We start from the raw sequence: 23034 nt of genomic DNA, 5'->3' as shown, positions 1-23034 counted from the left end.
TTATCGGTTAATTCTCCGCGGTATCCAGGGTAAAGGCACCCAGCAGACGCAGCGTACTGCAATCGGTGCGCAGGGTGTCCAGCAGAGTGTCGCAGTCGGTGCTGGTGCATCCGGCCGGGCAGACCAGCTGGACATAAAAATAATACTCAAAGGGTACATGGGGCAGGGGGCGGCTTTTGATACATTCCATATTGAAGCCGCAGGCACCGATCTGGTCCAGAACGGCTGCCAGCTGCCCCGGCTTGTGCCGGGCGGTGAACAGCAGCGCCAGCCGCTGGCCGTCACCGGTCATCACCGGGGGCTGTGCTGCGCGCTCAATGACAATAAAGCGGGTGGTGTTGTCGCCGTCGGCATTCACGCCCTGGGCCAGAATCTGCAGTCCGTACAACCCGGCGGTTTCGGCGCTGGCAATGGCGGCCACTGTGGGATCGTTCAGTTCCGCAATGTGGCGCGCGGCATCCGCGGTGTTGTTCCAGGCGCGGGTAATAAACCCGTGCTGCTGCAGAAAAACGCTGCTTTGCGCCAGTGCCTGGGGATGGCTGACCACCGTGCGCACATTGGCCAGAGCAGCGCCCGGTACCCCCAGCAGGTCCTGCCGGATGGGCAGGTCACACATCCGTGCTACGATGATGTCCGGGTGGGTATACAGCAGATCCAGTACGGTGGAAACGTCCCCGGCGTTGGAATTTTCAAAAGGCAGTACACCAAACTGGGCGTCGCCGTTCTGTACGGTGTCGAACACTTCCCCCCAGGTGGCAAAAGATACCGCCCGGGAAAACGGAAACAGCCGGCGCAGGGCAATGTGGCTCCAGGCACCTTCCACACCCTGGTAGGCGGCGGTATCCCGGCCCAGCATGGCGCGCTGGTAAGCGCGGGAAACCGACATGGCCTCCTGCAAAAAAGCCCGGTAGTAGGGGCGCAGGGTTTCATCCTGCAGCCGGGCGGTGTTTTTTTCCAGCACGGCTGCTTCCCGCACTGCGTCAAAAACAGGCTTGCCGGTCTGGGCCTTGTAGCGTGCCACATCGGCCACCGCGCGCATACGCCGTTCAAACAGTACGGCCATTTCGGCATCAATGGCGTCAATCTCGGTTCGCGCTTGCTGCAAAAGGTCCATATCCGGCGGCTCCTTTGTCTGATCAGAATTATAAATATACATAATCAGTATACCATAAAGAAAATGCCACCACAAGAGTGGCGGCAATAAAAGTGAGAAATCCTGGTTAACCGTGCAGGGCACTGCGCAGGGCAGCCAGCAACTCTGTCTGGTATTCCGGGCTGAAGGTGCCGTGCAGCAGCTTGGGCAGGGCTTCTTCCTGCAGGCGGCGCCAACTTTCGGCTTCTCGTCCCGGCAGGATGGGAACAAAAGAAACACCGTTGGCAGCAGCGGCCTGAGCGTCCCCCATGGCGTCGCCCACCATCATGACTTTGCGGCTCTGGTAGCCGCAGGCCAGCATGGTGGCAATGGAGTTGGCTTTGCTGCCCACTTCCTGCCCGAAAATAATATCGGCGTGCTGTGCCAGGCCGTAGCGCTTCCATTCACTGGCAATGGCGCTTTCGTTGGCGGCACTTACAACTGCCAGGTCGGCCACGGCATGCAGCTGGCGCAGACTTTCCTGTACACCGGGGAACGGTTCAAAAGTAGGTTCCAGCGCCTGAATACGGCGATTGCAGGCGTTGCTCCATTCCAACAGCTTGCGCAGCGCCAGGCTGCCGGTCTGCTTCAGTTCATGCTGCAGGCTGGCGGTGGCCAGCTCGGTGGACGTGCTGACCCAGGCGGCAATGTCATCGCTGCCCGGGATTTCGATGCCGCGATTTTTCAGACGGTCGAAAACCAGCACGACACTCTCAAACCGGGAGATGCCCCGCGTCATGGTATGCAGATTGATTTCCTCCCAGGCGGCGGTAACAAAGTCGGCGTGGTCCTCCAGCGCGAATACACGGATGAGCTCCGGGCACATGACCGTGGTATGCTTGATGCGCACGGTGTCCATTACACAGCCATCTGAGTCCATGCAGACCAAAAATTCACGTTTCTTGGTAAAATCTGTCAATGCGTTTGCCACGGTATCATACCCCCCAATACCTTCCCAAACAATACCTTATATACACCTTTATCATAACAAATACAAATGGTGCTTGGCAATGGTTTTTTGAAAAAAATCCGCGTTTTGTATAAAAATTGCCGTTTATTCGGCAGCCTGCAGGGATAGTGCCTCTCCAATGGGCCGGTTGAGTACCAGCGTGGCCATGGAATCGGCCGGGGTAGGCTGTTTATTGATGACCACCAGCTCGTCACCCCGGAAATAGCGCAGCAATCCGGCTGCCGGGTACACCGCCAGACTGGTGCCGCCTACAATGAGGGTGTCGGCGGCAGCAATGGCGCGGATGGCGTTTTCCATTGTCTGCTCGTCCAAACCTTCCTCATACAGGACCACGTCGGGCTTTACAATCCCGCCGCATTCGGTGCAGCGGGGGATGCCGTCGCCCTGCCCGGCGGCCTCTTCTATGAATTCCACCGGATAAAATTTTCCGCACCGGGTGCAGTAGTTGCGCAGGGTGGAGCCATGCAGCTCATATACGGTATGGCTGCCGGCGGCCTGGTGCAGGCCGTCAATGTTCTGGGTGACCACCGCTTTGCAGATGCCCTGTTGTTCCAGCTGGGCCAGACGCAGATGGGCGGCGTTGGGTTTGGCACCGTGGACAATCAGTTTGTTGCGGTAAAAATCAAAAAACTCCGCCGTATGGGATTCATAAAAACTGTGGGAGAGCATGACCTCCGGCGGATAGCGGAATTTCTGGTGGTACAGCCCATCCACCGAGCGAAAATCCGGGATGCCGCTCTCGGTGGATACACCGGCACCGCCGAAGAATACGAGATTTTTGGATTTTGCCAGAATGGCCTCCAAAGCCGGAACCATACAAACTGCCCCTTTCGTTTTTGGTACAGATGGATTATAATGATTCACAAGGAATGTACTTCCATTATAATCCATTTTAAGGGGGATGCAAGATGCAGGACATCACACGGGAAATGGTGCGCGGTCTGCTGCCCGAACGCCGGGCAGAAACCAACAAGGGCAGTTTCGGCAGTGTGCTGGCGGTGGCCGGCAGCATGGCGTATCGCGGTGCGGCGTCGCTCTGCGTGGAAGGCGCGCTGCGGGGCGGCGCAGGGCTGGTGTATCTGGCCAGTGTGGAACCGGTACTGCAGCTGGTGCTGGCCCGCACACCGGAGTGCTGCGCCTGCGGCTGCCGGACAGATGCAGGCGGCGGTATCCATCCGCAGGATACCGCTGCGTTGCGCGCCTGGTTTACGGATAAAAATACCGTGCTGCTGGCCGGTCCCGGTCTGGGGGAGAGCGCCGGCAACATCTGTAATGTGCTGCTGGGTAAGCGGCAACCCTGGGCGGCAGCCGTGCTGGATGCCGACGCCCTCAATGCCCTGGCGGCAGGCACGCTGCGCGCCGCTTTGCCGGAGCACACCATCCTTACCCCTCATCCGGGAGAAGCTGCCCGTCTGTTGGACACCACCGTACAGGAAATTCAGGCCGACCGGGAAGGGGCAGTGCGGCAGCTGGCAGAAGAATATAACTGTGTTGCGGTGCTGAAAGGAAACGGTACGTTGATCACTGCGCCCGGTGAACCGGTCTGGCGCAATACCACCGGCAATGCCGGTCTGGCACGGGGTGGCAGCGGGGATATTCTGGCGGGCATCATGGCAGGCTTGCTGGCTTCCGGCTGGCAGCAGGGGCGCAGTGCGCTGCAGGCGGCAGTTTCGGCGGTCTGGCTGCATGGCGCCGCTGCTGACCGCTGCGTCAAACGGCGCAGCAGCACCGCGATGCTGCCGCAGGATATTTTTGCGGACCTGGGGATTTTGCTGGCGGAGATGGATGCCTGAAAAGTGAGTAAGCAATAGGGGAGAGAAGAAACACCATGGCAATTGAAAAAGTAAAACAGTTTTTTGCACAGTATGGGATGCAGGAGCGGGTACTGGAATTTCCGGTTTCCAGCGCCACGGTGGAACTGGCTGCCGAGGCCCTGCACTGTGAGCCTTGCCGGATCGCCAAGACCCTGTCCTTTTTGGTGGAGGATGGTCCGGTGCTGATTGTGACGGCAGGAGATGCCAAAATCGACAATCCGAAGTATAAGGCGCAGTTTTCCACCAAAGCCAAGATGCTTACGCCGGAACAGGCTGCCACGATGGTGGGCCACGCGGTGGGTGGGGTTTGCCCCTTTGCGGTGAACCCCGGCGTCAAGGTTTACCTGGATGTTTCGCTGCGCCGGTTTGAAACGGTATTCCCGGCCTGCGGCAGCAGCAACAGCGCCATTGAACTGACCATTCCGGAACTGGAGCAATATTCCGGTTATCTGCAGTGGGTAGACGTCTGCAAAGGCTGGAATTGAAAGAAAGGAGCTTGTCATGACCTACGAAGAAGTGTTTGCCAAGGTAAAGGAACTGTTTGGGGATGCGGACGTGAGCGGCATAGGGGAGCATCTGGCCTATCAGTTCAATGTGACCGGGGAAGGGGCCGGGGCTTTCTATGTGGAAGTCCGGGACGGAAAACTCTTCATGGAACCTTACGAGTATCATGACCGGGATGCCTGCTTTACCTGTTCGGCCGATACGCTGCTGAAAATCGCGTCGGGCAAAATGGACCCGGTGCCGGCGGTCATGCTGGGCCGTCTGAAAGTAGAGGGCAGCATTGAAAAAGCCCTGCGCCTGAAGGAATTCCTCAAGGAGCGCAGGGACTGAACAGCCGTGCACAACACGCGGAAGGAGTGTGCCCGATGGTCTGGCTGGGAATGACGGCTACAACGGCCTGGTTTGTCTTTATGACCTGGCTTTCCCATCAGAGCGGAGAAAAAACCTCCCGTGCCAGCCGCATGCTGGCGGAAGACCTGGGGGAACTGCTGCCGTCCGAAGACCCGGAACGACTCAATACCCTGCTGCGAAAAACGGCTCATGTGGTGGTGTTTGCCGTGCTGGCGGTCCTTTCGCTGCTGACCTGGCAGGCGGCAGGAAAACGGCCTGCCGGATATGGGATTTGGGCGGCACTGCTGTTATGGTGCTGGGGCGACGAGGCCACCAAACGGATGGTGCCCGGGCGGCATTTTTCCTGGCTGGATACCGGCCTGAATGTGTTGGGCGTGCTGGTTGGCGGCGCGGTTTGTGCTGCATGGTGACAGGTAAATAAAAAAGGAGATACGAATCTGCTTATGCGGCAGGCTCGTATCTCCTTTTGATTTGTAATTGTGACGCCGGGCGGTCAAATGAACCGCTCTGTGGCAAAGGCAGATTACTTTTTGTGGTACTTGCGGTCCTCTTCTTCGTAGACGGGCTCGCAGGTCAGGTACATGCCCAATTTGTTGAGGGTATCGCTGTCCACACTGGAAAGGATTACGGTAGAATGAACATCGCAGCCTTTCAGTTTGGGCAGTTGAGCCAATGCGGCGGCTGCGTACTCATTTTCGGACACCGAGCTGGACAGGGCAATGAGAATCTCATCGGTATGCAGACGCGGGTTTTTGCTGCCCAGATAGGTGGTTTTCAGCGTCTGGATGGGCTCAATGGCACGGGCGGAAACAAGTTCCACTTCCTGGTCGATGCCGGACAGCTTTTTCAGTGCGTTGAGCAAAGCCGAAGAAGCGGCGCCCAGCAGAGGGCCGGTTTTGCCGGTGACGATGGTGCCGTCCGGCAATTCAATGGCCGCAGCCGGCAAGCCGCCGGTCTCCTGAGAGCGGATGTGGGCTTGCTGTTCCACGCCGCGGCTGCCTACGGTCAGGCCGGCCTGGTTGAGCAGCAGTTCCAGTTTGAACCGCTCTTCTTTAACGGTGCCGCCCACTTTCTGCTCACACAGGCACTTGAAGTACCGGCGAAGGATCTCGTTGCGGGAAGCTTCGCAGCAGACGGCATCGTCCACAATGCAGTTGCCGGCCATGTTGACACCCATATCTGTGGGGGAGCTGTAGGGGCTTTTGCCGGAGATCATCTCGAACATAGCGTTCAGTACCGGGAAGATCTCAATGTCGCGGTTATAGTTGACGGCAGTCTCACCATAGGCTTCCAGATGGAAGGGGTCGATCATGTTTACGTCGTTCAGGTCAGCGGTGGCGGCTTCGTACGCCAGGTTGACCGGATGCTTCAACGGCAGATTCCAGATGGGGAAGGTTTCGAACTTGGCGTAACCGGCTTTCACACCACGATGATGTTCGTGGTACAGCTGGGACAGGCAGACGGCCATTTTGCCGCTGCCGGGACCGGGTGCCGTGACAACGACCAGCGGACGCTGGGTCTCGATATATTCGTTTTTGCCGTAGCCTTCATCGCTGACGATGCGGGATACGTCGTTGGGGTACCCGGGAATCTTGTAATGGCGGAAGGTACGGATGCCCAGTGCATGAAGACGGTTCTCAAAAGCCTCCACTTCCGGCTCGGCCGTGTACATCGTCACACAGACACTACCCACAAACAGCCCCACTTCCTGGAAGGCGTCGATCAGGCGCAGCACGTCCATGTCATAGGTGATGCCGTAGTCGCCGCGCATTTTGTTGCTGACGATGTCCTCGGCGCTGATGACGACTACGATCTCGGCCTGGTCCTTCAGCTGCAGCAGCATCTGCAGTTTGGAATCAGGGTGGAATCCGGGCAGTACCCGGGAGGCATGGTAGTCATCAAACAGTTTGCCGCCGAACTCCAGATACAGTTTGTTGTCAAACTGGGCAATCCGCTCACGGATGTGCGCAGACTGCATGGACAAGTATTTGTCGTTATCAAATCCGATCTTCATGTACAGCTCTCTTCTCTTTCCAAAATCCCGGCAGGGCAGAACCCTGCAAAACAACATATCGAAAAAAGTATACCACACCCAAAAGCGCAGTGCAATGTACTTATGGGCAGCGGGGCTGCAAATTTTTACCGTGGTGCATTTTGTGCCGGAAAATTTACAAGGGAACAAAACCGCAGAAAAAACAAAAAACCTCACGCCAAAGCGTGAGGTTTTTGGTGCGCCCGCAGGAACTCGAATCCTGGACCCTCTGATTAAAAGTCAGATGCTCTACCAACTGAGCTACGGGCACATATGCGCTGTGCGTTCACAGCCTTCACATTATAGCAAGGTGAAACGGGGTTGTCAATATCTTTTTTCAAACAAATGCAGAAAAAATCACGGCCCATTTGGAGGTCTGCCCTTGCCAAATACAGGGCGGCGCGGTATAATACTTTTTTAGAATAGAAACCGTAAAGGGGATTGGAAATATGGAAACTTTGGGCAACCTGCGCCGTACCCGCTATTGCGGGGAGGTCAGCCTGGCCGACGCCGGTCAGGAAATGACCGTCTGCGGTTCCATCGCCCGTGCGCGCGATAAGGGCGGCATTATCTTTGCCGACCTGCGCGATACCACCGGCATTCTGCAGCTGGTGTTCGATGAAGATACGCCGAAGGACGTTTTCGCCAAGGCGGAAAGCCTGAAAAGCGAGTACGTGGTGATCTGCCGCGGCAAGCTGCGGGAACGCGCTGCCAAGACAGATAAGATTGCCACCGGCGATGTGGAGTTGTATGTGTCGGAACTGCGCATCCTGAGCGAAGCACAGACCCCGCCGTTCGAACTGCGGGATGAGATCAACGTCAACGACGATCTGCGCCTGCGTTACCGCTATCTGGACCTGCGCCGTCCTTCCATGCACGCACCCATCGTGCTGCGCAGCAAGATCATGCAGATCATCCGCAGCTACTTTACCGACAATCATTTTACCGAGATCGAAACGCCTACCCTCATCAAGTCCACGCCGGAGGGCGCCCGTGACTATCTGGTACCCAGCCGTGTGCAGCCCGGTCACTTCTACGCACTGCCTCAGAGCCCGCAGCTCTACAAGCAGATTCTGATGCTGTCCGGCTTTGACCGTTACTTCCAGATCGCCCGCTGCTACCGCGATGAGGACCTGCGTGCCGATCGTCAGCCCGAGTTCACCCAGGTGGACGAGGAAATGTCCTTCGTCACCGAGGACGATATCATGACGATGAACGAGGGCCTGCTCAAGCGCTTGTGGAAGGAAGTGCTGGGCATTGACCTGGTCACGCCTTTTGAGCGTATGCCCTGGAACGACGCCATGAGCCGTTTCGGTTCCGATAAGCCGGACACCCGTTTCGGCCTGGAGATTCAGGACGTGACGTCGGTTTTTGAACATACCGAGTTCAAGCCTTTTGCGGCAGTTGTGGAGGCGAAGGGCTCCATCCGGGCCATCAATGCCAAAGGTATGGCCGACAAGCTCACCCGCAAGAATATCGATAAACTGGGCGAGGTTGCCAAAACCTACGGCGCCAAAGGTCTGGCTTACAGCCGCCTGACGGCAGATGCCACTTCCTCCAGCTTTGAAAAGTTCCTCACGGAGGAAGAAAAGACCGCGCTGTATGCAGCCCTGGGTGTGGAAACCGGCGACGTGCTGCTGCTGGTCAGCGATGCCGACTGGGTCAAGGCCTGTACTGCGCTGGGCCAGGTCCGTCTGGAGATCGGCCGCAAGTATGAGCTGATCGACAACGATAAGTTCAACTTCCTGTGGGTGGTGGACTTCCCGCTGTTCGAGTATAGCGAGCAGGAGAACCGCTGGATGGCTATGCACCATCCCTTTACCATGCCCAAGGCCGAGGACCTGGACAAGATCGAGAGCGACCCCGGTGCCTGCCATGCCGTGGCATACGATATTGTGCTGAACGGTGTAGAACTGGGCGGCGGTTCCATGCGTATCAACGATCCCGCACTGCAGGATCGGATGTTCAAGGCACTGGGCTTTACCGAGGAAAAGGCGCGGGAGAGCTTCGGCTTCCTGATGGATGCCTATAAGTTCGGCGCGCCGCCTCATGGTGGTATGGCCTACGGTCTGGACCGTATGGTGATGCTGATGCTCAAGCGGGATTCCATCCGCGATGTTATCGCATTCCCGAAGGTACAGAATGCCGGCGAGCCCATGAGTGGTGCGCCGGACGTGGTGGACGAGAAGCAGCTGGCAGATCTGTCCATTGCGCTGACTCTGCCCGAAAAAGAATAATTTTTCCAACCCCCGCTGCACACCCTGCACGGGGGTTGTTTTGAACCCGCAAAAAACAGGGAAAGGAGCGTCCCCGTCATGAAGCGAACGGCTTACAGCCTGATGACCGCTTTGCTGGCTGTGATGAACGAAAGTGAGCCCGGCGAACCGTATTACGTTCTGGCGCAATACCTTTTGTACCACTTTGACCAGCTGAAAGATCTGAATATCTATGATGTGGCGGAGGCGTGCTTTGTTTCCCGGTCCGGGATTCGGCGGTTTTGCCAGTCCATTGGCTTTGATAATTTTTCCGATATCAAAGCTGAAGCGGAAGAATGGCAGCGCCAGTGCAACTATTTTATCGGGTACAGTATGCGGCCCCAGTACAAGAATTATCTTTCCGGTTCCATCACAGCCATGATGGAGGAGATCAACCGCCTGGCAACACCGGCTGTGCTGGAAAAACTGGCGGAACGCATCCATGCCAGCCGCAATGTGGTGCTGTTTACCTCGGATTTTTCCGGTATGACGGCCCGGGGCTTTCAGCAATCCATGGTGGTTATGGGAAAACTGGTGCTGATCGTGACGGATGCCCAGAATATTCCCGGATATCTGCAGGACCTCACACCGCAGGACTTGCTCATTACCATTTCCGCCACCGGCAGTTTTGCTACGGTGATGGAACCGGTCGTCCGCAAATCGGCGGCTTACAAAGTGCTGGTCACCGTCAATCATGCCAAACGCTTCTGGTCGCAGTATGATCATGTGATTTACCTGAGTGAAAAGGATGCTGAAGGGGTTCGTACCGTTTATTCCCAGTACGGGACCAACTATTTCTTCGATATTCTGTACAGTTGCTATGTGCAGAAATACCTGGAAAATGGCCGGGTTCAGGGTCCGTTTCCGGAACCAGTCTTGTCAGAAACCACCAAAAACAGGGCGCAAAAACGGTTGGAATGACGAAAACGACTGGCAATGTACCCAAAAAGAATGGTCATAATAAGTGATAATGTACAAATGGGGTTCGCAGGGCGAACCCCATTTTTGTTTTCGGATATGCTATGATGTGGATGTAAGAAAACGGTGTGCACACAATCTGGTGCCGCCCATGCGACGGCAGGACGGTAAAACCCCATCAGGAGGACATGCAACATGTATTACAATCACAATCCCCGTTTCCCCGAAGGTTTTCTCTGGGGCGCATCCAGTGCGGCCTGGCAGGTAGAGGGGGCCGTGGCCGAAGGAGGACGCACACCGGCCATCATCGATCTGAACTCCAAGACCAAAAAGCCTTTTGCCGATAATAGTTATGCGGCGGACCACTACCACCATTTCAAAGAGGATGTGGCGCTTATGGCGGAATGTGGGCTGTCCAGCTACCGGTTCTCCATGTCCTGGTCCCGCATCATCCCCAAATCGGACGGAAAAGTTAACCCGGAAGGAATTGCTTTCTATAACGCGTTGATCGACGAACTGGTGGCGCATCACATTACCCCCATCGTCACGCTGTATCACTACGACATGCCCCTGTGGGTAGAGGAAGAACTGGGCGGTTGGAAGAACCGCGCCATTATCGATGCATTTGAACATTACTGCCGTGTCTGTTTTGAAAATTTCGGCGACCGTGTCAAGTATTGGCTGGCCATCAATGAGCAGAATATGCAGATCTGCTACGGCCATTGGCTGGGGGTCAGCAAGGGGTGCCAGGATTGGTTCCGTGATCAGTGGAAGATCAATCACATTATGAACCTTTGCCATGCCAAAGCCGTCAATGCCTGCCATGAAATGGTAGAAGGCGGCAAAATCGGTCCAGTGCCCGGGTGTGTGCCCATCTATCCCGAAACCTGCCGCCCCGAAGATCAGATCGCGGCTATGAATGCCGAGGAATTCACCGAAAAACTCTGGATCGATACCGATGTATACGGCGAGTACAGCCGTTTCCTGAAACGGTACTGGGAAGAAAACGATATTGACCCCGATATCCGTCCCGGCGACGAAGAGCTGATGAAGAGTGCCAAGATCGATTTTATTGCTGTGAACTGCTACCGCAGCAATGTGGGGAAATTTGCTCCCCACGATGCCAAACAGCAGGATTATCTGTTGAACAAAAACGGCGTCAAAGGCCAGATGGTATTCCCGGTGGAACCGGGACGCTACGCCCTCACCCGCAACCCTTACGTGGAATATACCGACTGGGATTGGGAGATCGACCCGGTTTGCCTGCGGTATGAGCTGCGCTATTTGTGGGATCACTATCATCTGCCCATGATGATCACCGAAAACGGCTTCGGCGCCCACGAAAGCAAGGATGCAGACGGTAAGGTGCATGATGCCCAGCGGATCGAGTACCTGCGGGAGCACATCTACCAGTTGGGCCTGGCCATTGAGGATGGCTGTGAAGTCATTGGGTACAATCCCTGGTCCTTCACCGACCTGCTTTCCACCGGCAACGGCATGGCAAAGCGCTATGGTCTGGTGTATATCGACACCACCGACGAGGAGCAGAATGCGGCCAAGAGCGTGGAAGAACTGTCCATGAAACGGATTCCCAAGGATTCCTTCTACTGGTATTCCAAACTGGTTCGCTCCAACGGTAAAGAGTGGGGAAAGGAGATGCTGAAATAATGGCAAAGAAAGATTATGCTGCCATGGCCCGCGGGATTGTGGCAAAAGCGGGCGGCGAAGGAAATATTGTCAGTGCCACCCATTGCATGACCCGCCTGCGGCTGGTCTTGCGGGACACTGCCAAATTTGATACTGACGGTGTAAAGGCAGTGCCGGGGGTTCTCAATGTCATTATCCAGAACGGTGAGTATCAGGTAGTCATCGGGCAGGACGTCCCCGATTTGTATGCCGAGATACAGAAGTTTGAAGGCATTAAGGCGGGCGGCGCAGTAGAAGATGCCCAGGCCGCCGCAGCAGATGCAAAGCTGCAGCACGGCAATGTGGTCAATGGGATTCTGTCCTTTATTGGCGGTACTTTCAGCCCGGTGATTCCGGTTCTGGTGGCCGGTGGTTTGACCGGTGCGGTGCTCTCGCTGCTTACCAGTGTGTTTGGTGTCTCTGCAGAGTCCGGCACTTACACCATCGTATACGCCATCAACCAGGCAACGTTCTATTTCCTGCCGGTATTCATTGGTTTTGCCGCGGCCAACCGGCTTAAAGCCAACGGGTATCTGGGGGCTTTCCTGGGTGCGATCCTGTTGTATTCCACCATCAACGGGGCGGAAGGACTGGATTTCTTCGGCATTCCGGTGCAGACGGTGACGTATAGTTCCACGGTATTCCCGGTTATTCTGGGTGTGCTGTTTATGAGCGTCGTCTACAAGTTCTTGCAAAAGCATACGCCGGTTTTCCTCAAGACGATTGTGGTGCCGCTGCTGACGATGCTCATTACGGTACCGGTCACTCTGATCGTTCTTGGTCCCATCGGCAATACCCTGGGTACCTGGCTTGCCAACGGGGTGTACGCCATCTATCAGGCTGTGCCGCCCATTGCGGTTATGATCATCGGCATCACCACGCCGCTGATGGTATTCTTTGGCATGAACAATGCGACCTACCCGGTGGTATTTGCCCTGATGGCGGCGGTGAACTCCGACCCGCTGATCTGCACCGGCATGGCACCTGCCAATGTGGCGGTGGGCGGCGCCTGCCTGGCGGCCGCACTGCTGGCCAAATCGGTGGAAGAAAAATCTGTCAGTGTTTCGGCGGGCGTTACGGCTCTTTGCGGAATTACCGAACCGGGCGTTTACGGCGTACTGTTCCCCAAAACCTATCCGCTGATCGGCGCAATGATCGGCGGTGGTGTTGGCGGTTTGCTGGCCGGCCTGTTGGGCATGACCCAGTATGTTATCTCTACTCCCGGCTTTATCAGCATTGCAGCGTATATTGATCCGTCCGGTTCCAGCTATAACCTGATGGTATCGCTTCTGGTTATGGTGGTGGCACTGGTTATCGGCTTTGTGGCCACCTATCTGGTGGGCAAGCGGATGAGCGCCAAATAAAACCAATTTCTCCCCTTACTTCATCATAAGGCACGAAGAGGCTCCTGCCGTTTGGAAGGAGCCTCTTTGTTATATTAGAGATACTTGGGCTTGGAAGAATCTTCCTCGGATTGCGTCGGGGCAGGGGCGGTGTACTGGGCCGGCGCGGGACGGCTGCCTTTGGGCGGCAGCGGGTGATTTTTGCGGTGACGGCGCACCAGCATGCGGATGATCACAAAGGCAACCACGGCAATCAGCAGCAGCGGCCACAGATACACCAGCGCCAGGATCAACCCCTGAATAAAGAGGAGGAATCCGTTCCAACCGCCGGCAAAGGCATCTGCCAGCCGCTGGGGGAAGGTGACACCGGTGGGGGTCAGGGAAGAAACTTCCCGCAGGGTGACATCTACGGTGGAGTAGGTCACCTGCCCGTCCAGATTGCGCAGCTGCTGGGTGTAACTTTCCAGCTGATATTGCACATCGGAAAGCTGGCTTTCAATTTCCAGCAGGTCTGCGGTGGTTTCCGCTTTGGCGGCCAGTTCGTTCAGCCGGTCCCGCTGGTTTTCCAGCGAGGAAATCCGGGCTTCCATATCAATATAGGTACTGGTCACATTTTCGGCACTCTCGTTCAGGCTCAGCATGCTGCCGGCCTGCCCGGCCTGGGTCAAAAAGTCCTGGTAATGCTCCACCGGAACACGTACCGTATAGTTGGCATAGCGGTCCCGGTCCTCGGCGGTGCCGCTCAGATGGCTGTATTCCATCCAGGAACCGGTATCTTCCACCGCGGCCAGCAAGGCGTCCCGGGCAGTGTCAAAATCTGTGGATTCCAACGTCATGTCAGCGCGGTAAATGATTTTTTGCTGGGCGTTTTCTCCGGTGGAAACATCTTCCGGCATCAGGCTGCTTTCGCCGCCGCCTTCCGCCACGGCGGCTTCCTGGGAAAGATTCATGTCATAGGTGGCGGCGGTGCTGTTGGCGGCGCTGCTGCCGCCGCATCCGGCCAGCAGGGCGGCGGCCAGCAAAGCAGCGGCCAGCCGGGATAACCGTTTTTTCATAATAGGCTCCTTTCTTGCTGAAGCGGGTATGGCCCGCGTGGTTTCTGGCCCCAGTATACCATAGAAGAGCCGGGTTGTGGGTTACAGCTTGCCAACAAAAGGGAAACAAAAAAGGAACAGGCTGAAATTCAGCCTGTTCCACAATTTTTTCCCTGTTTATTCGGCTTTTTGACCAAGGAGTTTCAGGTCGTTGTTGTCCGCAAAGGCAACGGCGTTGTACCCGGCGGCTTCCAACGTGCCGAACTGCTTGCCCAGCTTCTTGGCCTGGGGCAGTACGGTTACATCGTAGTCGGCGCGCAGTGTTTCGGCTTTCTGCAGCACAGCGGCAAAGTCGGCGTCCTTGCAGTAGAGCAGGGCCAGACGCGGTTTGGCACCGGGAATCCGGTAGCCCTGTTCCAGCAAAATGCCGCATACCCGTTCGAAACCGATGGAGAAGCCCACAGCCGGTACCTGCTGGCCGATGAACTTGCCCACCATGTTGTCATAACGGCCGCCGCCTGCCACGGCGCCGCTGAACTGCGGGCAGGTGACTTCAAACACCATACCGGTGTAGTAACCCTGACCGCGCACCAGGCTGGGGGCGTAGGCAATGCCATACCGGCCGGCTGCAATCTTTTCGCTGGTGGCGATCACATACCGCAGGTCGGCGGTCAGCGCATCATCGTCCACCTTGGCGGCGACGGTATCCAGGCTGAAATCCCCGGCACGGAGGAACTCGTCCAGCGCGGCCACAGCCTCGGGGGCAAAGCCCTTTTCAGTCAGTTCGTTTTTCACGCCGTCGGCGCCGACTTTATCCAGCTTGTCAAAGCTGATGCAGACGGAGTCCAGGTCCTCGGCGGCAAAGCCCATCTTCTGCAGCATGGCACGCAGGATGCGGCGGTCGTTGATGTTCACGGTGAAACCGGTAAAACCAATGGCCAGCAGCGCGCGGGCGGTCACGTCGATCAGTTCCACCTCGGCGTTGGGGCTGGAATCGCCCAGGATGTCAATATCACACTGCACAAACTCCCGCAGACGGCCTTTCTGGGGGCGTTCCGCGCGGTACACGCGGTCGGTCTGGATGACCTTAAAAGGCGTGGGGAGTTCGTTGCGGTTGGCAGCGTAGTAGCGGGAGAGCGGCAGGGTCAGGTCATAGCGCAGGCCCATATCGGAAAGCTGCTTTTCCTCCCCGCTGGCGAGGGCTTTTTCCAGCTTGTCGCCGCGTTTGAGCACCTTGAAGATCAGGTTCAGGTTGTCGCCGCCGTCGCTCTTGTCCAGGTTCTCCATGTCCTCCAGGATAGGGGTGGAAATCCGCTGGAATCCCGCGGCGCGGTAGGTGGCCAGGATCTGGCCCTGAATATAGTCGCGCAGTGCCTGCTCATGGGGCAGCAGGTCACGCATGCCTTTTAACGGCTGGGTTTTCATCTGCAATGGCTCCTTATCTGATAATGCTGTCGTTAATGGTATCATCATAAACTTCCCGCCGCATTTTGTCAATGCAAACCGGCCATACTGGAAGAACGGGGGAGGGATCTGCTATGGCAAAACAAAACCGGGGTCCGTACATTCTGGCGGCGGGGGCGGGCGTGCAGTTGCTTACGGGAATTCCTGCGGCCTGGGGTGTTTTTCAGCGTCCCGTTATGCAGGGGTACGGATTTTCCCGCGGGCAGGCTATGTTGGTCTTTGCGCTGCTGGTGGCTTCCTACGGCGTGGGCTGCGCTGTGGGTGGCCTTTTGCAGGACCGGCGCGGTCCCCGTACAGCCGGACTTGTGGGGACCGTGCTGCTGGCAGGGGGATTTCTGGCGGCTGCGCTGGTACCGCCGGACAATCTGCCGCTGTTTCTGCTGGTATACAGCCTGCCTGCCGGTGTGGGCAGTGCCTTTCTGGCCCCGGCGGTCATGGCCTGTGCCCAAAAATGGTATCAGAACAAAAAAGGTTGGGCCACCGGGGTGACCGGGGTGGCCATGGGGCTTTCCGGGGCATTTTTTACCTTATTTGTAAAAGGCATAGGCGGATTGTGGGGCATCCGCGTTTGTTTTGCAGCACTGGGAATCACTATGCTGGTGGTCTGCGGCAGCGGTGCCGCCATTTTGCGGGACCCACCCCGGTCCGGTCAAGACGCGGCGCAGCTGCAGGGGCTGGACCATCACCGGATGATCCGCACCCGGCAATACAAACTTTGTGTGGCGGCAGTGGCACTCAGTGCGCCGCCGGTACTGCTGTTCAGCCCCGAGATTTTTACCATCGCCACAGACCGGGGCCTGCCGGAAAATGCTGCCCCCTTCAGCATTGTGCTGGGTTCGGCGGCCAGTGCGGCGGGGCGGCTGCTCTGCCCGGCGGGCAGCGATCATCTGGGCCGCAAACGGGTGCTGTATGGGGTCTACCTGGGGCTGGCAGCCGGTTCCCTCTGGTTTGCTTTTGCCCGGGAGTGGTGGCTGCTGGCCGCCTACGCGGTGCTTACCTTTTTTTATTCGGGGGGCGCGGCGGTTCAACCCGCACTCAACACCGACCTCTTTGGCTTGCGCCATGCCGGTGTCAACTACGGATTTATTGCACTGGGCATGAGTGGGGGCAGTTTGCTCAGCTATATTGGCAGTCAGGCACTGCCGTTGGCGGCGCGCCATTGGTTGGCAGGAGGGTGTGCACTGGCCGGCCTGGTTTGTGTAACTCTTGTAAAACCCTTGCGCGAAACTTGAAAAAATGCTGCACAGCGTGTAGACTATATAGGTTATCCTTTTGTTCGACAGATTCTCAAAGGAGGGGTCCCATGCAGCAGACCATTCAACTGCGCAAATTTGCAGCACGTTCGGCCACTGCCTTTTTGCTGGCGGTTCTGTGCGTCTATCCTTTATATATTGACAAATTCTCCAACCTGGGTGTGGTCAAGTTCACAGGTGTGTGCACTCTGTCCTGGGCGTTTTGCCTGTGGCTGGGAGCATTGCTTCTGGTGGGCGCAGTGCCGCGTTCCGGCCGTTTTTCGGCCAAAGATCCGACGCTGTGGGCGCTGGGAGCGTTTGTGCTCACGGGGTTTCTTTCCACGGTGATGTCATTGTCACCGGTATCTTCTTTCTGGGGACTGGGCGGCTATTACGGCGGCTTCATGATGGTCCTGTTTACGGCTGCCGGGTATCTGGCAGTGCGCGCCTTTGCGCCCCAGGGGCTGCTCAACGGCCTGACGTTCTGTGTGGGTATCACCACCGCCATTGTTACGGTGTTGTATGTGCTCAACATTTTCAATATTGACCTGATCGGCGCCTATGAGGATACGGCAGTCATCGAGCGCGCTCAGTTCTTCTCCACTTTAGGACAGAAAAACTTCAACTCCGGCTTTATGGCCTTTGCGCTGCCGCTGGTGTTTTATGCGTTTTTGGTGGCACGGGGTGTGCGTCATACAATTTTGTACGGCGTTCCGGCGTTTTTTGGCGGCCTGGCCCTGGCTGTGGTGGATGCCGAAGGTCTGGCCCTGGGCATCGGTGCCGCCGTGCTGGTGCTGATGTGCCAGAAGATGTTTACCACCCGTACCCTGCGCCGCATTGCGGTGATCGGCGCTTTCTTCTTTTTCCATGCGGGATGGATGCAGTACATGCGCAGCCATTTTTATACCCAGGGCGGCAAGCCGATGCTGGCGGCACTGGGACACTTTGGCCTGGATGGATTCCTGATCTGTACAGCACTGTGGGCATTGCTTCGCTTTGGCCTGCGCGGGCGGGAAATTCCGCTCTGGCGTGCCGGCCGGGTGGTGGCGGCGGTGGCCGTTACCGGGACGGTGCTTTTGTATGCACTGGCCAATTTCTGGCCCGGCTTCCCCAGTCTGGGACGGCTGGATGATGTGCTGATCATCAACGATGACTGGGGTACCTACCGGGGCACGGCGTGGCGCATTACCTGGTGTACCTGGCTGGACCAGCCGCTGTGGCGCAAAATCTTTGGTGTGGGCACCGGCATGATGCATACCGCCATGATGGAATGGGCGGGCAGCGATGTGACCGACCGTATGAAAACCTTCTATGCGGCCCATAATGAATATCTGGAACAGCTGCTCACCACCGGTTTGCTGGGGCTGGCGGCCTGGATCTGGTTCATTGTGTCGCATCTGCGCAAAGCGGCCAAAAACTGGCTGCGGCCCGGCGTGGCACCGGTGACGCTGGCGCTGGTCAGCTACCTGGCCCATGCGGTGGTCTCCATCCGGGTGTCCATGATCTTCCCGGAAATCATGCTTCTGTTTGCTTTGCTGCAGGTATTCTGCCTGCCGCCCGAAAGTGATGCACTCCCGGCGGAAAAGACGCACCGCGGCAAAGGCAAAAAGGCAAAGACGGTCCGGCCGGAACCGGCGGCAAAACCGGGGCTGGTGCGTACCTGGGCGCCCCCTGCGGCAGCTGCCGTTGTGATGATGGCAGTGTGCGGGGCGGCATCCCGCGTGATTTTCGGCTTTTTGTTCTGACAAAAGGGGAAAAGGGCGAAACGGATAAAAAAACGGCTGGTTAGGCTGTGCTAACATCTTGCAAAAAATGCTTCGACCCTTTATAATAAACTTAGCTGTGAAAAGCCTAACAATATGCAAAGGAGAGAAAATTATGATCGAATACTCCGCACAGGTCAATAACATGTGCCCGATCACAAAAGGGCCCAAGCACGGTCCCGCGCCCATTCCCGAAGAGGGCGAATGGGTAAAGGCCTATAAAATTGAGGACATCAGCGGTTACACCCATGGTGTGGGCTGGTGCGCTCCCCAGCAGGGCACCTGCAAGCTCAGCCTGAACATCAAGAACGGCATCATCGAGGAAGCTCTGGTCGAGACCATCGGCTGCTCCGGCATGACCCATTCTGCTGCCATGGCTGGCGAGATCCTGCCCGGCAAGACCATTCTGGAAGCCCTGAACACCGACCTCGTCTGCGACGCTATCAACGTTGCTATGCGTGAGCTGTTCCTGCAGATCGTCTACGGCCGCAGCCAGACTGCTTTCTCTGAGAACGGCCTGCCCGTGGGCGCCGGCCTGGATGACCTGGGCAAGGGTCTGCGCAGCATGACCGGTACCATTTTCTCCACCAAGGCCAAGGGCGTTCGTTACCTCGAACTGACCGAGGGCTATATCCTCAAGACCGCGCTGGACAAGGACAACCAGGTTATCGGTTACCAGTTTGTCCGCCTCGGCAAGATGATGGAAGACATCCGCCACGGCAAGGACCCCAAGGAAGCCTACGAGAAGAACATCGGCACCTACGGCCGCTTCTCTGCTGAGCAGGGCGCTGTCAAGTACATCGACCCGCGTGAAGAATAAGAGAGGGAGGAACATACACTATGGCAACTTTTGAATCCCAGGAACGCCGTATGCCCAAAATCGAGGCCTGCCTGAAAGCCAATGGCCTGGAGAGCCTCGACGCCTGCAACGAAATGCTGCTGGCCAAGGGCATCGACTGCGATAAGATCATCCGCGGCATTCAGCCCATCTGCTTCGACAACGCCGTTTGGGCTTACACCCTCGGCACTGCCATCGCCGTCAAGCGCGGCCTGAAGAGCGCCGCTGAGTGCGCTGCCGCCATCGGCGAAGGCCTGGAAGCCTTCACCGTGCCCGGCTCTGTTGCCGAGCAGCGCAAGGTTGGCCTGGGCCACGGCAATCTGGGCGCCATGCTGCTGCATGAGGACACCCACTGCTTCGCCTTCCTGGCCGGCCACGAGTCCTTCGCCGCCGCCGAAGGCGCCATCGGCATTGCCCGCACCGCCAACAAGGTCCGCAAGGAGCCCCTGCGTGTTATCCTGAACGGCCTGGGCAAGGATGCTGCTATGATCATCAGCCGCATCAACGGCTTTACCTATGTGCAGACCGAGTATGACTTCAAGACCGGCGAGCTGAAGGTCGTCAACACCACCGCTTACTCTGACGGTGAGCGTGCTGCCGTTAAGTGCTACGGCGCCAACGATGTTCTGGAAGGCGTTGCCATCATGAAGGCTGAGGGCGTTGAAGTTTCCATCACCGGTAACTCCACCAACCCCACCCGCTTCCAGCACCTGGTTGCCGGCACCTACAAGAAGTGGGCCATCGAGAACGGCAAGAAGTACTTCTCCGTTGCTTCCGGTGGCGGCACGGGCCGTACCCTGCATCCCGACAACGTGGCTGCCGGTCCCGCTTCTTACGGCCTGACCGACTCCATGGGCCGCATGCATGGCGACGCTCAGTTCGCTGGCTCCTCCTCCGTGCCTGCGCACGTTGAGATGATGGGCCTGATCGGCGCCGGCAACAACCCGATGGTCGGTATGACCGTCGCTTGCGCGGTTGCTGCTTCTCAGGTCAACGCCTGATCTCCTTTGCAAACTGCATAATTTTTGCCGCCGTCCGGTATCTGCCGGACGGCGGTTTTTGCTTGTGTTTGAAAGATTTGTAAACTCTGTGGCGATACTTGCCCAACCGGTTTGCAGGGTGTATAATAGGACTGTATATGTGAAATTTCGGGAGGGCGTTACGTTATGCCACGTAAAGAAGGTCAAAAACGGAAACTTCTGGTCCTTTTGGAAATTCTGGTTCGTGAAACGGATGAAAACCATCCTCTCAGTGTGCCGCAGCTGGTGGAAAAGCTGCAGGAACGTGGAGTGGAAGCGGAACGCAAAAGCGTTTACGGGGACCTGAACACATTGAACAATCTGCCGGGGGCACCTTACGAGATCGTGCAGCTGCGCGGCCGGGGCGGCGGATACTATATGACCGATGCCCTGTTTGAGCTGGCGGAACTGAAATTGCTGGTGGATGCCGTATATGCCAGCAAATTTATTACGGCGCGCAAGTCCAAGATCCTGATCGATAAGCTGGGGCAGTTCACATCCCGCTACCGGCAGGATGAACTGGACCGTAAGGTTCTGGTCAGCGGCCGGATCAAGAGTACCGATGAAAAAATCCTGTATACGGTGGATGCACTGCATACCGCCATTACGGCAGGGGAGCAGGTACAGTTCAAATACTGTGACTGGAACCTGCAAAAGAAGATGACGCCCCGCCATGACGGACAGCTCTACCGTGTCAGCCCCTGGGTGCTGGTGTGGGAGAACGGCAACTACTACCTGATCGCCTATACCGAGGGGCGGCTGAAACACTACCGTGTGGACAAGATGCAGAATGTGCATCAGCTGCCGGGCACCGTGCGGGAAGGTGCGGCCGAGTATGCCGAATTTGATGTGAATACCTATATGCAGCAGATGTTCGGCATGTTTAACGGTCCGCTGAAAAAGGTGACGCTGCTGTGCGAAAATCGGTTCGCCGGGGCAATGATCGATCGCTTTGGTACCGGTCCTATCCTCAACCCGTGTGAAGACGGGGAACATTTTACCATGACGGCACAGATTCAGGTAAGCCCGCAGTTCTTTGGCTGGGTGGCCGGTTTTGGGCCCGGTGTGGCCATTGCCGGTCCGCCGGAAGTACGCGCCGAGATGAAAAAGACGCTGGATCGCCTGCAGGAGCTGTATCGCTGATTGCAAACAAGGGCGAAATATGGTATGATAATTAGATAATTTTTCCCGCCTTCGGGCAGGGAGGATGCCGCGCCGACGCGGCAGACAAGCAACATCCAAGGGAGGGCACCGCCGGTGCTGGAAAAAAACCAACGCTACAAAAGCATATTGAGTGGCTTGCTGGATGCAGTCCTGCTGTTTGTCGGGTTTCTGCTGGCCAACTATGTACGATTCAACTACGTCCGCTTTTTTGAGCCGGGCGGTGCCGGTCCTGCGCTGGATGTGGCACAGGACCCCCGCAATATTCTGGCCGGGGCGGCCACATCACTGCTGCTGGTCGCTGCCTACTGGGTGGCGGGCATTTACAGCAATTCCCGTCTGCGCGGCCTGTCTGAGCGCAGTACCATCATTGCCATCGTCAACGGTGGCGGCATTCTGGTCTTTGTCTTTATCCTGTACCTGATGCATCTGGATGACTACTCCCGCTTGGTTCTGGCACTGTTCTATGTGTTTGCAACCGCTGCGGTAGTGGCCAAACGTGTGGTGCGCCGCTGGTATGACCGCGCCCGCCGCCGCAAGGGGCTGGGGTTGCGTCATATTTTGCTGGTGGGCGGCGGCAAATCTGCAGCGCTCTATCTGCGCGCCCTGGAACACAACCCCTATTACGGGTTTGTGGTGGACGGTTATCTGGCGCCTATTGAGGAACCCGGCTTAGGGGTGAACTATCTGGGCGGCTATGAAAAACTGGATGAAAGCCTGGAAAATCCGGATATCGACGAAGTGGTGGTAGCCCTGGAAGCGGAAGAAATTCACATGCTGCCGCACACTTTTGCTGCCTGTGACAAGCACGGTACCCGCATTACCATGGTGCCGTTCTATAGTGACTATCTGCCTGCCCGTCCCACCATCGATGTGCTGGACGAGTGCAAGCTGATCAACGTGCGGCAGACGCCCTTTGACAATATTCTCAATGCGGCCGTCAAGCGCGGCCTGGATATTGTGGGCAGCCTGGTATTGATCGTACTCACAAGTCCGGTCATGCTGGTCACCGCCATCGGCGTCAAATTGTCCAGCCCCGGCCCTGTGATTTTCCGGCAGGAACGCATTGGGTTGAATAAAAAACCCTTCATGATGTACAAGTTCCGTTCCATGCGGGTCAACGCCAAGCAGGAAACCGGCTGGTCTACCGACTACGATCCCCGCAAAACACGGTTCGGCAGTCTGATCCGCAAGTTCAGTCTGGACGAGCTGCCCCAGTTCTTCAACGTGCTGAAAGGGGATATGTCCCTGGTGGGGCCGCGGCCGGAAGTGCCCTACCATGTTGAACATTTCAAAGAAGAAATCCCGCGCTATCTGGTGCGCCAGCAGGTGCGCCCTGGCTGTACCGGCTGGGCGCAGATCCACGGCCTGCGCGGCGATACCGACATCGCCGAGCGCATTCGCTATGATATCTGGTATATTGAAAACTGGACCGTGGCACTGGATATCAAGATCATTTTCCGCACCGCATTTGGCGGCAAGATGATCAACGACGAAAAACTACAGTGACTCACTGGA

The 23034-nt window shown here is 57.1% G+C and carries 20 protein-coding genes and 1 tRNA gene; 14 read left to right on the top strand and 7 right to left on the bottom strand.

The window, feature by feature from the left end:
- Positions 1-7 precede the first annotated feature (7 nt).
- From H6B10_RS00215 to H6B10_RS00205, 3 genes are all read right to left on the bottom strand, one after another.
- Entirely contained in the window at positions 8-1114 is a 1107-nt protein-coding gene (locus tag H6B10_RS00215) for a bifunctional chorismate mutase/prephenate dehydratase (protein WP_204648900.1), read from the bottom strand.
- Between the two features lie 106 nt (positions 1115-1220).
- Complete coding sequence (locus H6B10_RS00210) at positions 1221-2063, bottom strand: HAD family hydrolase (RefSeq protein WP_204648899.1); 843 nt, start codon at positions 2061-2063, stop codon at positions 1221-1223.
- A 123-nt stretch (positions 2064-2186) separates the two neighbouring features.
- The gene (locus H6B10_RS00205) at positions 2187-2918 is read right to left on the bottom strand and encodes an NAD-dependent protein deacylase (protein WP_204648898.1); all 732 of its coding nucleotides are present in this window, start codon (positions 2916-2918) and stop codon (positions 2187-2189) included.
- A 92-nt stretch (positions 2919-3010) separates the two neighbouring features.
- Between H6B10_RS00205 and H6B10_RS00200 the strand changes: the two genes are divergently transcribed.
- Genes H6B10_RS00200 through H6B10_RS00185 form a run of 4 tightly spaced genes read left to right on the top strand, consistent with a single transcriptional unit; the run spans position 3011 to position 5181 of the window.
- Positions 3011-3895, top strand: a complete 885-nt coding sequence (locus H6B10_RS00200; protein WP_204648897.1) for an NAD(P)H-hydrate dehydratase — start codon at positions 3011-3013, stop codon at positions 3893-3895.
- A 35-nt stretch (positions 3896-3930) separates the two neighbouring features.
- Positions 3931-4401 carry a YbaK/EbsC family protein gene (locus H6B10_RS00195; protein ID WP_204648896.1) on the top strand — a complete coding sequence of 157 codons (471 nt, stop codon included), beginning with the start codon at positions 3931-3933 and terminating at the stop codon, positions 4399-4401.
- A 16-nt stretch (positions 4402-4417) separates the two neighbouring features.
- On the top strand, positions 4418-4750 hold the full coding sequence (locus H6B10_RS00190; protein WP_204648895.1) for an SCP2 sterol-binding domain-containing protein: 333 nt from the start codon (positions 4418-4420) through the stop codon (positions 4748-4750).
- A gap of 35 nt (positions 4751-4785) precedes the next feature.
- Entirely contained in the window at positions 4786-5181 is a 396-nt protein-coding gene (locus tag H6B10_RS00185; protein WP_204648894.1) for a VanZ family protein, read from the top strand.
- A 113-nt stretch (positions 5182-5294) separates the two neighbouring features.
- On the opposite strand, the gene H6B10_RS00180 is transcribed toward H6B10_RS00185, so the two are convergent.
- Together H6B10_RS00180 and H6B10_RS00175 are read right to left on the bottom strand one after the other, a co-directional pair.
- Entirely contained in the window at positions 5295-6785 is a 1491-nt protein-coding gene (locus H6B10_RS00180) for a DUF1846 domain-containing protein (RefSeq protein ID WP_204648893.1), read from the bottom strand.
- Between the two features lie 213 nt (positions 6786-6998).
- Positions 6999-7074, bottom strand: a tRNA-Lys gene (locus H6B10_RS00175).
- A gap of 178 nt (positions 7075-7252) precedes the next feature.
- On the opposite strand from H6B10_RS00175, the gene aspS reads away from it, so the two are divergent.
- From aspS to H6B10_RS00155, 4 genes are all read left to right on the top strand, one after another.
- On the top strand, positions 7253-9040 hold the full coding sequence (aspS, locus tag H6B10_RS00170; protein WP_204648892.1) for an aspartate--tRNA ligase: 1788 nt from the start codon (positions 7253-7255) through the stop codon (positions 9038-9040).
- Between the two features lie 78 nt (positions 9041-9118).
- Positions 9119-9979, top strand: coding sequence for a MurR/RpiR family transcriptional regulator (locus tag H6B10_RS00165; protein ID WP_204648891.1), 861 nt, complete (start codon positions 9119-9121; stop codon positions 9977-9979).
- 192 nt (positions 9980-10171) lie between these two features.
- On the top strand, positions 10172-11644 hold the full coding sequence (locus tag H6B10_RS00160; RefSeq protein WP_204648890.1) for a glycoside hydrolase family 1 protein: 1473 nt from the start codon (positions 10172-10174) through the stop codon (positions 11642-11644).
- Entirely contained in the window at positions 11644-13026 is a 1383-nt protein-coding gene (locus tag H6B10_RS00155; protein WP_204648889.1) for a PTS transporter subunit EIIC, read from the top strand. Before H6B10_RS00160 ends, H6B10_RS00155 begins: the two co-directional genes overlap by 1 nt.
- Before the next feature lie 74 nt (positions 13027-13100).
- On the opposite strand, the gene H6B10_RS00150 is transcribed toward H6B10_RS00155, so the two are convergent.
- Both H6B10_RS00150 and hisS read right to left on the bottom strand, forming a co-directional pair.
- Complete coding sequence (locus H6B10_RS00150) at positions 13101-14060, bottom strand: DUF4349 domain-containing protein (RefSeq protein WP_204648888.1); 960 nt, start codon at positions 14058-14060, stop codon at positions 13101-13103.
- Positions 14061-14216: 156 nt separating this feature from the next.
- Complete coding sequence (gene hisS / locus H6B10_RS00145; protein WP_204648887.1) at positions 14217-15464, bottom strand: histidine--tRNA ligase; 1248 nt, start codon at positions 15462-15464, stop codon at positions 14217-14219.
- A 113-nt stretch (positions 15465-15577) separates the two neighbouring features.
- On the opposite strand from hisS, the gene H6B10_RS00140 reads away from it, so the two are divergent.
- From H6B10_RS00140 to H6B10_RS00115, 6 genes are all read left to right on the top strand, one after another.
- Positions 15578-16735, top strand: coding sequence for an MFS transporter (locus H6B10_RS00140; RefSeq protein ID WP_243427192.1), 1158 nt, complete (start codon positions 15578-15580; stop codon positions 16733-16735).
- A gap of 71 nt (positions 16736-16806) precedes the next feature.
- Positions 16807-18480: an O-antigen ligase family protein gene (locus tag H6B10_RS00135; protein WP_204648885.1), complete on the top strand. Its 1674-nt coding sequence runs from the start codon at positions 16807-16809 to the stop codon at positions 18478-18480.
- A gap of 136 nt (positions 18481-18616) precedes the next feature.
- Positions 18617-19318: an iron-sulfur cluster assembly scaffold protein gene (locus H6B10_RS00130; RefSeq protein WP_040917932.1), complete on the top strand. Its 702-nt coding sequence runs from the start codon at positions 18617-18619 to the stop codon at positions 19316-19318.
- Between the two features lie 20 nt (positions 19319-19338).
- A complete protein-coding gene (locus H6B10_RS00125) occupies positions 19339-20337 on the top strand; it encodes a GGGtGRT protein (RefSeq protein WP_204648884.1) in 999 nt (332 codons plus the stop codon).
- A 165-nt stretch (positions 20338-20502) separates the two neighbouring features.
- Complete coding sequence (locus H6B10_RS00120) at positions 20503-21498, top strand: helix-turn-helix transcriptional regulator (RefSeq protein WP_204648883.1); 996 nt, start codon at positions 20503-20505, stop codon at positions 21496-21498.
- Between the two features lie 114 nt (positions 21499-21612).
- The gene (locus H6B10_RS00115; protein ID WP_204648882.1) at positions 21613-23025 is read left to right on the top strand and encodes an undecaprenyl-phosphate glucose phosphotransferase; all 1413 of its coding nucleotides are present in this window, start codon (positions 21613-21615) and stop codon (positions 23023-23025) included.
- The last annotated feature ends 9 nt before the right edge of the window (positions 23026-23034 follow it).

The organism is Gemmiger formicilis (assembly GCF_016901605.1).
Lineage (GTDB): Bacteria > Bacillota > Clostridia > Oscillospirales > Ruminococcaceae > Gemmiger > Gemmiger formicilis_B.
The sequence above is the reverse complement of the archived record's forward strand: the minus strand, read 5'-3'. Positions and strand labels throughout refer to the sequence as shown.

Bases quoted from the DNA above. Each gene is read 5' to 3' on its own strand.
- H6B10_RS00125 (WP_204648884.1), top strand. From the start codon at position 19,339: ATGGCAACTTTTGAATCCCAGGAACGCCGTATGCCCAAAATCGAGGCC.
- H6B10_RS00120 (WP_204648883.1), top strand. From the start codon at position 20,503: ATGCCACGTAAAGAAGGTCAAAAACGGAAACTTCTGGTCCTTTTGGAA.
- H6B10_RS00215 (WP_204648900.1), bottom strand. From the start codon at position 1,114: ATGGACCTTTTGCAGCAAGCGCGAACCGAGATTGACGCCATTGATGCC.
- H6B10_RS00185 (WP_204648894.1), top strand. From the start codon at position 4,786: ATGGTCTGGCTGGGAATGACGGCTACAACGGCCTGGTTTGTCTTTATG.
- H6B10_RS00160 (WP_204648890.1), top strand. From the start codon at position 10,172: ATGTATTACAATCACAATCCCCGTTTCCCCGAAGGTTTTCTCTGGGGC.
- H6B10_RS00155 (WP_204648889.1), top strand. From the start codon at position 11,644: ATGGCAAAGAAAGATTATGCTGCCATGGCCCGCGGGATTGTGGCAAAA.
- hisS (WP_204648887.1), bottom strand. From the start codon at position 15,464: ATGAAAACCCAGCCGTTAAAAGGCATGCGTGACCTGCTGCCCCATGAG.
- H6B10_RS00135 (WP_204648885.1), top strand. From the start codon at position 16,807: ATGCAGCAGACCATTCAACTGCGCAAATTTGCAGCACGTTCGGCCACT.
- H6B10_RS00205 (WP_204648898.1), bottom strand. From the start codon at position 2,918: ATGGTTCCGGCTTTGGAGGCCATTCTGGCAAAATCCAAAAATCTCGTA.
- H6B10_RS00200 (WP_204648897.1), top strand. From the start codon at position 3,011: ATGCAGGACATCACACGGGAAATGGTGCGCGGTCTGCTGCCCGAACGC.
- H6B10_RS00180 (WP_204648893.1), bottom strand. From the start codon at position 6,785: ATGAAGATCGGATTTGATAACGACAAATACTTGTCCATGCAGTCTGCG.
- H6B10_RS00140 (WP_243427192.1), top strand. From the start codon at position 15,578: ATGGCAAAACAAAACCGGGGTCCGTACATTCTGGCGGCGGGGGCGGGC.
- H6B10_RS00150 (WP_204648888.1), bottom strand. From the start codon at position 14,060: ATGAAAAAACGGTTATCCCGGCTGGCCGCTGCTTTGCTGGCCGCCGCC.
- H6B10_RS00195 (WP_204648896.1), top strand. From the start codon at position 3,931: ATGGCAATTGAAAAAGTAAAACAGTTTTTTGCACAGTATGGGATGCAG.
- H6B10_RS00190 (WP_204648895.1), top strand. From the start codon at position 4,418: ATGACCTACGAAGAAGTGTTTGCCAAGGTAAAGGAACTGTTTGGGGAT.
- H6B10_RS00165 (WP_204648891.1), top strand. From the start codon at position 9,119: ATGAAGCGAACGGCTTACAGCCTGATGACCGCTTTGCTGGCTGTGATG.
- aspS (WP_204648892.1), top strand. From the start codon at position 7,253: ATGGAAACTTTGGGCAACCTGCGCCGTACCCGCTATTGCGGGGAGGTC.